The organism is Streptomyces sp. CMB-StM0423, from assembly GCF_002847285.1.
Classification (GTDB): domain Bacteria; phylum Actinomycetota; class Actinomycetes; order Streptomycetales; family Streptomycetaceae; genus Streptomyces.
The window spans coordinates 6,023,968-6,036,820 of sequence record NZ_CP025407.1 but is presented as its reverse complement, the minus strand read 5'-3'; the positions used below and the strand labels follow the sequence as shown (position 1 = coordinate 6,036,820).

Annotated in this window: 9 protein-coding genes; 3 read left to right on the top strand and 6 right to left on the bottom strand. The window is 71.3% G+C overall.

Annotated features, from left to right (window positions below; translation table 11 throughout):
- Positions 1 to 194: 194 nt before the first annotated feature.
- The 3 genes from CXR04_RS26210 to CXR04_RS26200 form a co-directional block, all read right to left on the bottom strand.
- On the bottom strand, positions 195 to 1,349 hold the full coding sequence (locus CXR04_RS26210) for an extracellular solute-binding protein (protein ID WP_442802407.1): 1,155 nt from the start codon (positions 1,347 to 1,349) through the stop codon (positions 195 to 197).
- A gap of 815 nt (positions 1,350 to 2,164) precedes the next feature.
- Positions 2,165 to 2,716: a DinB family protein gene (locus CXR04_RS26205; RefSeq protein WP_101424709.1), complete on the bottom strand. Its 552-nt coding sequence runs from the start codon at positions 2,714 to 2,716 to the stop codon at positions 2,165 to 2,167.
- A gap of 71 nt (positions 2,717 to 2,787) precedes the next feature.
- A complete protein-coding gene (locus tag CXR04_RS26200; protein WP_101424708.1) occupies positions 2,788 to 3,393 on the bottom strand; it encodes a hypothetical protein in 606 nt (201 codons plus the stop codon).
- Between the two features lie 135 nt (positions 3,394 to 3,528).
- Here CXR04_RS26200 and CXR04_RS26195 point away from each other — a divergent pair, with 135 nt between their 5' ends.
- Positions 3,529 to 4,500, top strand: coding sequence for a DMT family transporter (locus tag CXR04_RS26195; RefSeq protein ID WP_101424707.1), 972 nt, complete (start codon positions 3,529 to 3,531; stop codon positions 4,498 to 4,500).
- A 21-nt stretch (positions 4,501 to 4,521) separates the two neighbouring features.
- On the opposite strand, the gene CXR04_RS26190 is transcribed toward CXR04_RS26195, so the two are convergent.
- From CXR04_RS26190 to CXR04_RS26180, 3 genes are all read right to left on the bottom strand, one after another.
- Positions 4,522 to 5,439 (bottom strand): NADP-dependent oxidoreductase, encoded by a 918-nt coding sequence (locus tag CXR04_RS26190; protein ID WP_442802406.1) that lies wholly within the window; start codon positions 5,437 to 5,439, stop codon positions 4,522 to 4,524.
- A 208-nt stretch (positions 5,440 to 5,647) separates the two neighbouring features.
- Positions 5,648 to 7,582: an OmpL47-type beta-barrel domain-containing protein gene (locus CXR04_RS26185; protein WP_101424705.1), complete on the bottom strand. Its 1,935-nt coding sequence runs from the start codon at positions 7,580 to 7,582 to the stop codon at positions 5,648 to 5,650.
- A complete protein-coding gene (locus CXR04_RS26180; protein WP_101424704.1) occupies positions 7,579 to 9,927 on the bottom strand; it encodes a ThuA domain-containing protein in 2,349 nt (782 codons plus the stop codon). Before CXR04_RS26180 ends, CXR04_RS26185 begins: the two co-directional genes overlap by 4 nt.
- Positions 9,928 to 10,212: 285 nt before the next feature.
- Between CXR04_RS26180 and CXR04_RS26175 the strand changes: the two genes are divergently transcribed.
- Positions 10,213 to 11,217, top strand: coding sequence for a multicopper oxidase domain-containing protein (locus CXR04_RS26175; protein ID WP_101424703.1), 1,005 nt, complete (start codon positions 10,213 to 10,215; stop codon positions 11,215 to 11,217).
- A gap of 198 nt (positions 11,218 to 11,415) precedes the next feature.
- Positions 11,416 to 12,732: a hypothetical protein gene (locus tag CXR04_RS26170; protein ID WP_101424702.1), complete on the top strand. Its 1,317-nt coding sequence runs from the start codon at positions 11,416 to 11,418 to the stop codon at positions 12,730 to 12,732.
- Positions 12,733 to 12,853: the final 121 nt, after the last annotated feature.

Here is a 12,853-nt window from a genome sequence, read left to right as displayed (position 1 = left end):
TCCTTGCGAGTACGGCGGCTGAGGGGACCGCACGGGGGCTACGGGAGGGGCGCGGCTGCACGTTCGTGTACGGGCCGCGCGAGAGCACGGGACTGCCTGGGCGACAACACCCCCCGGGGTGGGCCGCCGCGCGGCTTACTGCGCGGCGGCCCGGCCCCGGAAACGGTCACCCAGAGCGCATCACCTGTGCGGGGTCACTCGCCCATGTCGGCGGCGGTGTCCTCGGCCTTCTGCTGCAACTCGCCCAGTACCTTGCCCGGGTCGTCGGAGACGGCCTTGCCGCCCGACTTCTTGATCTCCGCGGACACCACGTCCCAGCTCGTGCTGCCCAGCGGGTAGAACTGCGCGGCCGGCAGCACCTCGAAGAACGGCTCCAGGTCCTTGTGCTTCCCGTTCGACTGCATCTCCTCAAGGGTGTCCGTGGTCACCGGCATGAGGTTGTACATCTCGTCGAACTTCAGCGTGTTCTCCATGGAGTACGCAAAGTCCAGGAACTTCCTGATCTCCTCCTGCTTCCCGCCGTCCTTGAACGCCATCATCCAGTCCGCCACACCCAGGGTGGAATCCAGCGGGCCGTCCTTGCCGGGGATCGGCGCCACCTCGTAGTCGACACCGCCGTCCTTCGCCATCTGGATCAGCGTCGGGTGCCCGTTGAGCATCCCCACCTTCCCCGCCGCGAAGTCGGCGAACGCCGTCTTCCGGTCCGTGGTGGCCGGGTTCTCATACGTCAGACCCGGGTCGACCAGGTTCTCCTTCAGCCACTCGAACGTCTCCACGTTCTGCGCACTGTCGATGGAGTAGTTGCCCTCGGCATCGGTGTAACCGCCACCGTTGCCGATCTCCCAGATCATCGACTCACCCTGGGTCTCCTCCGGACCCAGCGGCAGCGCATACGGGATCTCCGCGGCCTTCTCCGCCTTGATCTTCTCCGCCGCCGCCGCGACATCGTCCCAGCTCTGCGGAACCTCCACACCGGCCTTGCCCAGGACTTCCTTGTTGTAGAACATCAACCGCGCCGAGGACACGAACGGGATGCCGTACTGCGTACCATCGACCTCGCCCGCCTTCGCGAACGACTCGATCAGATTCGACTTCGTCTTCGGCGAGAGCACCTCATCCGCCTCATACAGCAGATCATCAGCGACCTTGTCCGCATACCCACCGGTCTGCAGAATGTCCGGAACGTTCCCGCCCTGGATCATCGTCTTGACCTTGGTGTCGATGTCATTCCAGTTGATCACCTGAACATCGACCTTGATGTCCTCGTTCTTCGCCTCGAAACGCTTGACGACATCGTCCCAGTACACCTTGGACGCATTCGACGCCTTATCCCCGTAATCGGCAGCCACCAGCTTGATGGTGGTCGCCCCGTCCGAGCTGCCCCCGTCGTCACCACATGCCGTAAGCCCCAGTACCAGCGCAGAGGCCGCTGCGCCGGCACTGATCAACCGTACTGTCCTCACTGTTGAACCCCTTTGTCCTCGGCGCTGGTTTACGACCAGATGAAGATCATCCAGCGTGCGCTGGGCGTCAGCCTACCGACGGGCGCGTCTCGCGAACAGGTCTAGGCCACTGCCGTGACCTGGCTGCAATCAGGGGCTTCCGAGTGCTTCCGTTTCGTTCTCGGCGGCAACGCGCGGTAGTCGTCCGGGCGATCCTCCCGACCGCGTTCGCGCAGCGGTCGGGGCACTGCCGCCATCCGTCCACCACCGCCGCGGGGCGCGGGAGAACCGTGGTGGCTTCGGCGGGAATCGAAGTCCCGGCACGGCTTCGCGGGTACGTGGGAAGCGCCGGCCCGCCCGCGGAAGGATCCGGCCCGCCCTACGTACGGTGACCAAAACGGGCGGCGAAGCGGGCGTCGTCGCCTGCCGCGACAAGTGGAGCCACGACGAGGTGGTCCACTTCACGCGCGGTGTGAACAGGCCGCGGCCGAGGGCGCGGAGTGGCAGAAGGCGGTGGTGGGCAAGACCACCGGCGACACGGTCGCCCCCGCCGGCTCGCGCGGCCGTGGCGGGCCCGAGCCGGGCAGGAGAAACGGCGGGCCGGGCCAGGGGATGAACCGGCCCGCCGAGTTCGGAGGGCTGAGCAGTCGAACGGCGAAGCCCCGGGGGCTGAGGGCGCAGCCCCGGGGAGCTTGGGGGCGCAGCCCCCAGAAACTAGCTCTTCATCCCCGGCCCCCCGCGGAGCGGTCCAGCGGGGCGCCCACGTCGTACAGGTGGTGGAGCACGTCGTGCACGAAGTACCGCGCGAACGTGTCGACCGTGAACTCCGCGCCGTCGCTCCGGAACCCCGTCCGCTGCCACTCCCCCTCGCCGACCTCGTCCAGGTGCTCCGCCAGCGTCTCCCCCCACGCCGACAGCTCCGCCGCCACCCGCAGCGGGTCCTGCTCCCCGTACCGCTCCGCGACGGCCGTCTCGTCCTGATCCCAGTTGGCGAGCCGCGGGCCGTCCTCGGTCAGCATCCGGCGCACCCTCTCGTCGCCGAGCCGGAACACGTCGCGCACATGGCACGCGTACTCCAGCGCCGACCACACGTCGGGCCGCGGCCGCGCCCGCAGCCGCTCCGGCTCGTCGGCCAGGACCTGCACCCAGCGCACGGCGCACTTCCGCATCAGCGCGGAGACGTCCTGCGGGCGGGTCTCCGCCGCCGCGAAGCCGCACTCGGGGCAGGGGCGGTCCAGGACCCAGGTCCAGTCCTTGGTGTCCGGTGTGATCATGCCGTCCAGTCTCCCCGCAGCGGACTGTGCAGCACCAGCGAGAATCCGTTCAAGGGATCGGTAAGCGACGCTTAATCGACGGCCCACCGCTGCAACAGCCCCCAGGCGAACTCCGCCGTGCAGGCGCGCGGTTCGCCGGCGGCGTCCGGCGCGGTGAAGGCGAGCGCGAAGCGGTGGGTGGCGGACGGCTCGCGGGGCACCGCGGGCGGGAAGGCCCGCGCCACCTCGTCGACGGTGCAGCCCCAGGGCGCCAGATCGGCGAGCGTGCGCAGCGCGGGGCCCGCCGCGTCCGGCGCCCGTACGAGCCACGCGTTGAGCGCGACGCCACCCACGCCGCAGGTCGCCTCGAACCGCAGGTCGGGCCAGAGCGGTACCGGCCAGACGTGCACGTCCAGCGCCATGTCGCCGTGCGCGCGCCGCGTCACCGACGCCGGCGGCCCGAGCAGCGCGGCGAAGTCCCGGGCGCGCGCGGCGCCGGCGGCCCGGCCGCCGCGGGCGCGGAGCCGGCCCTGCCAGCGGCGGTTGGCCTCGCGCATCGCGGTAGGGGGCACGCCGAGGGTACGCAGCGCGCCGGCGACCAGGTCCGGCTGGAAGTCCTGCATGCGGCGCAGCAGGACGAGCTGGAACTGCACGGGGCCGGGCGGCGGGACGGAGTCGTCGTACAGGAGGGAGGACACGCGCCCATGATTCCCCGCCGATGAGTTCCGGCGCCGCGGGCAGTCCACAAACACGACGGCAGCGACGACTTGCGGACAGGATCTGTCCGCAAGGCTCGATACCGTCCGGGGACGGGTTCGACCACCGGAGGGGACATGAACGGCATGAACGGCCTCGCGGCAGCACTGGTGCTGGCCATCGCGTCCGCCGCCGCGTACGCGGGGGCCGCCGTGCTCCAGGAGCGGGTCGCGGGGGCGGGCCGGGAGGCGGACGCGGGGGTGTGGGCGGCGCTGAGGCGCGGCTCGTGGTGGCTGTCGGTCGGGCTGAACGTCGCGGGCGCGGCGCTGCACGTCCTCGCGCTGCGGTACGGGCCGCTGACCCTGATACAGCCGCTGGGCGCCCTCACGCTGGTCCTCGCGCTGCCGCTGCAGGCGGCGGTCACCGGTCGGGCGGTCGGCGCGGTGCGGTGGCGGGGCGCGGCGCTGACGCTGACGGGTCTTGCGGGGGTGCTGCTGCTGGTGCGCGGCGGCGGGCGCATCGAGGTGCTCACCCCGGCGCAGGTCCTCGGCACGGTCGCGGCCACGGCGGCGGCGCTGGCGGCGCTGGTCGCGGCGGCCCGCCGGGCGGGCCCGCGGGCCGCCGGGATCGCGTACGCGACGGCCGCGGGCATCGCCTTCGGCGCGGGCTCGGTGCTGACCCAGACGGTCGCGGTACGCCCCGGCCCGGACGCCTTCACCGTGCTGACAGGTCTCGCGGTCGCGGCACTGGCCCCCGCGGGCCTGATGCTCTCGCAGGCGGCCTACCGCGACGGCCTCGGCGCCCCCCTGGCGACGGTGACCCTGGTCAACCCGGCGGTCTGCGCGGCGGTGGGCCTGACCCTGCTGGGCGAGCAACTGACCGGCGGCACCCTGGGGTTGGCGGCAGCCCTGACGGCAACGGCCCTGGCCACCCACGGCGTCCTCCTGCTCTCCCGCCCCGACGAGGCGGCGGAGCGGACTCCGGTGGTGGCGGAGCCCTGCGCCCCGGCGGCGCTGCCGCGTCCGGCCGCCAAGGCGACGGACCAGGCCCAGGGTTGGGCACGGCACAACGCACCCCGCCCGGCCGAAACCTTCAGCCTGGCCCGCTGACCGCCGGGCGAATCCCGCCCCTCAGTCCGCCACCAGGACGATCTTCCCCCGCAAGTGGCCCGCCTCGCTTGCCCGGTGGGCGTCCGGGGCCTCCGTCAGGGGCAGGGCGCGCCACACCGGCAGGTGGAGGCGGCCGTCGCGGTACAGGGCCAGGGCGCGTTCGATCCCCGGCACGTGCTGGTCCTCGCCGTCCGACTGGCGCGAGAACCGTACGCCCAGCGGCTGCGCGCCCGTCGCGTCCGCGATCGTCAGGACCCGGTCCTGGCCGCCGGCCAGGTCCACCGACTCCGGCAGTACGCCGCGGCCCGCGGCGTCCAGGACCGCGTCGACGTCCGGGGCCAGTTCCCGTACCCGGGCGCCCACGCCCTCCCCGTACGCGACCGGTTCCGCGCCCAGCGAGCGCAGGTAGTCGTGGTTCGCGGGGCTCGCGGTGCCGATGACCCGTACCCCCGCCGAGACCGCGAACTGCACCGCCAGGCTGCCCACCCCGCCCGCCGCGCCGTGCACGAGGAGCGTGTCGTCCTTCGCCACCCGCAGCGCCGTCAGCGTGCGGTACGCGGTCTCCGCCGCCACCGGCAGCCCGCCCGCCAGCTCCCACGGCAGCCCCGGCGGCTTGGCGACCAGCCGGTCCGCGCGGGCCAGCGTCTGCACCGCGTACCCCGCGGCCACCGGCCCCAGCACCTCGTCGCCCACCCGCCACGGCCCCGCGTCCTCGCCCACGGACTCGACGACGCCCGCGGCTTCCAGCCCCGGGACGTACGGGAACGCCGGCGTCCTGACCGCCGCCATCCGCCCGCCGCGCAGCTTCCAGTCCAGCGGGTTGACCCCCGCGCAGCGGACGCGGACGCGCACCTCGCCGGCGGCCGGCGCCGGCACCTCGACGTCGAGGGGGCGCAGCACCTCCGGGCCGCCGTACTCGGAGAATCCCATGGCGAACACCACGGGCCATCACCTTCCTTCGGGACCGTGGACACCGAACGGACCGACTATCCCACCGAGGTACGCGCACCGGTGCGCTTTCGATCCCGTGGCGAACAGGCGTTTCGGCCCCGGTGCCCGTTGGTACACCCCCCGGAACGCCTGATGGGGGGCGGTGTGTGCCACCGCCCCCCACCGGGACTCGATCCGGGTCAGCCGACCGAATACGTCACAGCGGCTTGATCCGGATGTCGCGGTACGAGACCACGTCCGTCGTGCCGTGCACCTGGAGGCCGATGTAGCCCTTCGCGTGCTGGCGGCCGTCCGTGCCCGGGTCGTCGCCGCGCGGCGGCGAGAAGAGCTGCCCCGGGGAGTTCTCGAACTCGTTGAGGAGCACGCCGTTGCGGTAGATCGAGTACTTCTGACCCACCACCCGGATCTCGTAGTCGTTCCACGTGCCCTTCGGCGTCACCCCGGCCGAGCCGTGGTCGACCCGGTCGAAGCCGTAGATCGAGCCGGTCTTGTACTGGTCGCCGGCCTCCGAGTCGAAGACCTGCACCTCGTGCCCGTACTTGATCGCCACCCACTCGGGCCGCGACTCGTCCGGGTGGTCGCGCACGTCCGGGAAGCGGACGAAGACGCCCGAGTTGGTGCGCCCGCTGCCCGGGGCGTCGTCGCGCCACTGCAGCTTGAGCGAGAAGTCACCGTACTGGGCCTGCGGGTACCAGAGCATGCCCATGCCGCCCACGGTCGTCCCGCTCGTCATCGAGCCGTCCCCGTTGAGGTTGAAGCTGCCGCCGCCGACCTGCTGCCACTGGGAGAAGGAGTTCTCCGTGCCGGTGAAGATCGGGGTGTAGCCCTCGTTCTGGCCCGGCTTGCCGATCCCCGACTCCCTCGCCGTGTCGCGGATCATCTGGCGCTCCTCGCCGTTGATGACGGCGTCCGCGTACAGCTCGTCGGTGACGTCCCGGATGTGGTCCAGGAACGCCTTCTGCTTCGGCCACGCCTTCTCGTCCTCGATCACCTCGTTGATCGTGCAGCCGTTCGCGGTGACGCGGTTGGGCACGTGGGTGTCGTACTGGCCGATGAAGACGATCGGACGCGAGTCCAGCTCCGGGCAGTCCGGGTCGGGGTTGGGGTACCTCTCGACGATCTTGAAAGTGACCGTCCCGACCTCGGAGGAGTTCCCCGCCTTGTCGGTGGCCCGGTAGCTGACCGTGTGCTCGCCGACGGTCATGACGTGCAGCATCTCGGTATACCTCTGGAAGGCGCTGCCACCCACCGAGTACTCGACCCTGTCCAGGCCGGAGCCGCCGGTGTCGGCCCCCTTCAGCGTGACCATGGCCATGTCCAGGTACGCGCCGTCGTCATTCTGCTCACCGCTGACCGAAGCGGTGACCGTGGGCGGCGTCGTGTCGTTCGCCTCGGTGACTGTGAAGGTCACCGACTTCTCCCCGGCGGTGTTGCCCGCCTTGTCGGTGGCCCGGAATCTGACGGTGTGCTCGCCCGGGGTGTTGACCACGACGGGCGCTTCGTACGCGGTCCAGCCCGTGGCCCCGTCCAGGGCGTAGTCGATGCGGTCGACCCCCGACATGTCGTCGGTGGCGGACAGCTCGACCGTCGCGCTGCCCAGGTACGCGCCGTTCGCGTCCTGCTCGCCCTTGACCTCGGCGGCCGTCTCGGGCGCCGTGGTGTCCTCGCCGCCGCCGTCCGTGACGATCAGCTCGCCGACCATCGAACCGTGGCCGGGAATCGCGCAGAAGTAGCGGTACTTGCCCGGCGAGAGGTTGACCGTCGCCTGCCACTTGCCGTTGTTCTGGTCGTTCGGGGACGCCTGGAGGTTGAGGCTGACGTCCTTGTTGTAGCCGTCGCTGAACGTGTCGAACGTCAGCGTGTGCACCATGCCGGTGGTGTTGCCGGTGGCGGCGCTGTTCTCGAAGACGATGGTCGTCTCCCCCGCCACCGCCGTCGTGGGCGCGGACGTGTACTCGGTGATGCTGTCACCCGCGGTCCAGGTCAGCGTCTGCGCCGCCGCCCCGGCCTCGGCGGGCGCCGCGGCGCCCGCGGTGGGCAGGCCGCCCGGCGCGAGCAGCGCCAGGCAGACCGCCACCAGTGTGATCAGCGCCCGCCGCAGTACGCCCGCGGTCAGAGCTCCGGATCTCATTGAGTTCCCTTCGCGATCAGGTCCCCGGGCAGCGGCGTCGCCGGCCCGCCCTTGTACGTCACCCGCCACAGGGCGGACGCCGAGTCGGCGTTGAAGAAGCCGCGGCCGTAGTCGAGCACGTAGAGCGCGCCGTCGGGGCCGAACTTCCAGTCCATCAGGTTGCGGATGCCGCCGTTGCCGACCGGGATGATCTTGTCGAGCGACTCGGCGTGCACCGGCAGTCCGCCGTCACCGGCGTTGTCCGGGTCCATGACCACGGCGTGCCGCGGCTGGTCCCCGTCGTAGAAGTCGCCGACGAACCACTTCTCGTTCCAGTACTCCGGCCACTTCACGTCGCTGTCGGAGGAGGCGTCGTAGCGGTAGACGGGGCCCGTCATGGCCGCCTGGCCGCCGCCCTTGAGCCAGGGCAGCCGGTACTGCGCCTCGTTGACGTTGTAGCTGGGCACCCCGTCCGCGTTGCGCGGGTAGTCGGGGCCGCCGCCCTGGGGCGAGTACCAGATGTTGTTGTCGCGGACCGGCGGAAGGTCCGTGAGCCCGTCGTTGTTGGGCGAGGTGTTCTTGATGTTGTCGCAGTCGTACCAGTCGAGCGGCTGCGACGGGTCGGGCAGGTTGCGGTCGCGGTACGGCTGCGAGTTGCCCATGCAGTACGGCCAGCCCTGGTTGCCCGCGCTGGTGATGACGGCGAACGTGTCGTACTTGGCCGGGCCCCAGGTGGTGCTTGGCGCGCCGGCGTCCGGGCCGACCCAGCCCGCGTAGAGCCGGTCGTTCGCGTCGATCTCGATGCGGGACGGGTTGCGGACGCCCATCACGTAGATCTCGGGCCTGGCCTGGTCGCCGTCGCCCTCGTCGCCGGTGAAGAGGTTGCCCTGGGGGACGGTGTACGTGCCGTCGTCCTCGGGGTGGATCCGCAGGATCTTCCCGTTGAGGTTGTTGGTGTTGCCCGCGGTGCGGCGGGCGTCGGCGAAGGACACGCCGCCGAAGTTGGGCTCCGGGTTGTTGCCCGAGTAGCCGTCGCTGAACCGCGAGGAGTTGGTGTCACCGGTGGCGATGTACAGGTTGCCCTTGGAGTCCCACTCCATGTCGCCGCCCGCGTGGCAGCAACTGTGCACCTGGACGGGCCAGGACAGCACGACCTTCTCGGAGGCGGTGTCGAGCTTCTGCGTCTCCTGGTCGATGGTGAAGCGGGAGACCCGCCGCTCGGCCATGTGCGCGGCACGGTCGACGCCGGAGTGCGGCGTGTAGTGCAGGTACACGTAGCCGTTGTCGGCGAAGTCCTGGTCGAGGGCGATGCCGAGCAGGCCCTCCTCGACCTTGACCAGCTCGTCGCCGCCGCCCTTGTTGCCGAAGACGTCGAGCGTGCCGACCGCGGTGACCTTCTGGGTCTCCGGGTCCCACATGTGGATCGTGCCGGGGCCCTTGCCCATCTGCGGGCTGTTCCAGTCGACGTCGACGGGGGCGCCGGACCAGCGGCCGCCGCGGCCGATGTAGTAGACCTTGCCGTCGTCGGCGATGTCGATGCCGTGCGGCTCGCCGATCTGGTCGAGCTGGTTCGCCTGGTTCGGCTGGGTCAGCCGGGTCGCCTCGTAGTTGGCGGTGATGCTCGCCTGGCAGTCCGCGCGCGCCTGGCGCGTGGTCCACAGCAGGGCGCCGCGCAGGTGCGACCGGAAGTTCTCCTCGGCGAAGCCGGCGGCGGTGCCGCCCATGCCGGTGTAGAACGAGCGGCCGCCCTCGTAGTCGCGGCACCAGGAGATCGGGTGGTCCCAGCCGTTGGCCGTCGTGCCCGGCTGGTACGTGTTCTCCCGGACCCTGGCGACGGTGTGGACGCTGCCGGACGGGTTCTTCTCCCAGTTGGTCCACACATCACTGCGCTTCCACTCCAGCGGGAGCGCCTTGGTGGCCGGGTTCAGCCGGTCGCCGACCTCGACGACGGCCTCCTGCGCGCCGCCGGAGGTGCCGGCGGGGCGGCTGCCGATCAGGCCCGTGAACCAGTCGGACTCCGGTTCCGAGCGGGCCGCGTCATGGATGCCGAGGAACCCGCCGCCCGCCTTGATGTAGCGCTGGAACGACTGCTCCTGCATGGTGTTGAGCCGGTCGCTGCCCGGTGACAGGAAGACGACGGCGTTGTACTTGGCCAGGTTCTTGTCGGTGAACGCCGTGACCTCGTCGGTCGCGGTCACCGTGAACGTCTCGGGCCCCTGGGCACCGATCGCCTCGATGGCCTCGATGCCCGCCCGGGTCACGGCGTGCTGTTCGCCGTCGACCCTGATGAACACGAGTACCGAAGCTGCCGCCTTGCCCGGCGGATTGCCGGCCGCAAGCGGTCCTGCGTCCGACGGTCCTGCCACGGCCTGCGCTCCTGCCAGGAGCGTTGCCGCCATGGCCACCGCCGATGCGCCGGCCGCCCAGCGTAGGGCGTTTCCCCTGCGTCGCATGGTCCTCCCACCTCGTCCCGGGATGCTGCGGGATAGCTGCGCCGCCGTAGGAAGTTAGACCCCTTTTCGCGAACTGCCAATGCCTACAGCCGGATTCGGTTCGAACTTTGTCCTGAGGATGGGCAAAGCCTCCGCAAGCCCTTACCATGAGCGGCTGTCAGGGACGAGTCACAAACGCGCGAGAAGGCGGGGGCCACCATGCCGCGCAACGTTTTTTCCAGAAGGTCCTTCACCAGCGGTGCGGCCGCGGCCGCACTGGCGACCCCGGTCGCCCTGTCCACCTCGGGAGCGACGGTCACGGCGTCCGACGACAAACCCCAACCCCAGCCTCTCGGCGAGATCAAGCGGATCACCATGTACGCCGAGGCCATGCCGGACGGCCAGCTCGGCTACGGCCTCGAACCGGGCAAGCCCTCCATCCCCGGCCCGCTGCTGGAGATGTACGAGGGCGACAGCATGATGATCAAGCTGGTCAACAACCTCGACGTCGAGGCCAGCCTGCACGTCCACGGCGTCGACTACGACATCGACAACGACGGCACGCCGATGACGAACAGCGCGGTCCCGCCGGGCGGTTCGCGCAACTACGTCTGGCACTCGCACACCGCGGGCACCCGCCGCGACGGCACCATCCAGCCGGGCAGCGCGGGCTACTGGCACTACCACGACCACGCGGTCGGCACCCCGCACGGCTCCGGCGGCGTCAAGCGCGGGCTGTACGGCGGCCTGATCGTCCGCCGGCGCGGCGACAAGCTGCCCGACAAGCAGTTCGTGATCGTCTTCAACGACAACACGATCAACAACGTCACCGGGCACGGGCCCGACTTCACCGCCACGCTCGGCGAGCGGTGCGAGATCATCATGATCACGCACGGCGAGTTCTACCACACGTTCCATGTCCACGGCCATCGCTGGGCGGACAACCGTACGGGCATGCTGACCAGCGTGGACGACCAGACACCGATCATCGACAACAAGATCTGCGGACCGGGCGACTCGTTCGGCTTCCAGTTCATCGCGGGCGAACTGGTCGGCTCGGGGCGGTGGATGTACCACTGCCACGTCCAGAGCCACGCGGACATGGGCATGGCGGGCCTGCTGGTGGTGACGAACCCCAACGGCACGGTGGCCGGGACGCACAACGCGGATGCGATGAAGGCCACCCGCGACGCCCCCGCCCACGGCAGCCACGACACGAACTGAGCACGGCGCACACCGCGCGCCCCTGGCCTCGGCACACGCCGCACGACGGGGCGCGCTGAGCTGCGGCGCGAACTGAGCCACGGCACGCGCCGAGCCGCGAGACCGGCCGGCGGCCCCGCTGGGTGGGGCCGCCGGCTTTCGCATGCCCGCACCCCCCGGCGGCGGACGCCCGCACACACTCCTGCTATCGTCATGAAAATGATTGTCATTACGAAAACCAGGAAGACGCTCGCCGCCGGCGTCGCGGCGATAGCCCTCGTGCTGGCCGGCGGCTGTGCGGAGAGCGACGACGACCCGGGCGGCGGAAAGCCCGGCGCCGGCCGCGCGTCGGACGCGGCCGGCGGCGAGCAGGGCGGCGCCGACCGCTCCGGCTGGCCCGCGGAGAAGACCGCCCACGGCGCCCCCGAGCTGCGCGCCGTCGTCACCGAGCAGGGCTCCGGCGCCGTCCGCGTCATCGGCCTCGCCGACGGCGGCACGGTGCGTACCCTGCGCGTCGAGGGCCAGTCCAGGCCCGTACGGACCGAGGACGACACCCACGTCCTGCTCCCCCAGGGCGAGCAGGGCGTCACCCACCTCCTGGACGCCGGCATCCGCTGGGAGGACCACGGCGGCCACCAGGACGCGCATCACGAACGCCCCCGGCTCCTGGGCGGCCTGAAGGGCGAGTACCCGTCGCACGCCGTGCCGCACGGCGAGCACGTCACCGTCTTCGACGACGGCACGGGCACGGCCCAGGTGCTGCACGTCGGCGCGGAGGACGCGAGCACGGAGCCGGAGCGCGAGCTGAAGGCGGAGGGCCCGCACCACGGCGTCGCGGTGACCCTGGAGAACGGCGAGATGGCCGTCACCATCCCCGGCAAGACGGAGGAGGACCTGCCCGTCGGCGTACGGGTCCACGACGCGCACAACCGCGAACTCGCCGCCTTCCGCAACTGCCCCGAACTGCACGGCGAACACGCCGTCGGCGACGATCTGCTGCTCTTCGGCTGCCTGGACGGCGTGCTGGTGCTGGAGCGCGGCGACGGCGGCAAGTGGGCCGCCGACAAGATCCCCAACCCGGCCGGCAGCGGCGAGGAGGAGCGCGTCAGCTCCTTCGCCGGGCACAGCGGCGACGCCGTCCTCGGCACCTTCGGCGACGAGGCGATGGCCGCGCTGGACCTCGGCGAGCGCACCATGCGCCGCGTCGGACTGCCTGCCGCGCGCGCCGCGTTCACCTGGGACCCGTACTGGGACCGGGGCCTCGCGCTCACCGCGGACGGCGAACTGCACGGGGTCGACCCGAAGGGCGCGGAGGTCGTCGCCTCCTCCAAGGTGACCGAGCCGTTCGAGGTCTCGGCGGACTGGACGAAGAACCAGGCCGCGCTGGCGCCGGGCGAGGAGTCGGTGTACGTGACGGATCCGTTCACCGGTTCCCTGATCGAGGCGGAGGTGGCCCGGGAGCGGTTCGAGGTGACGCGGACGATGGAGCTGGGCTTCACGCCGTACTCGCTGACGGTGCTCGGCATGGCGGGCTGAGGACCGGCCGGGACGGAGGTCCCCCGAGCGCGGCGGCGGGGCATCGCGGACGGCGCGGTGTTCCGTCGCCGTGTCCCGCTGTTCGCCGCGGGATTACCTCGCCGCCACGTACGGGCAGGAT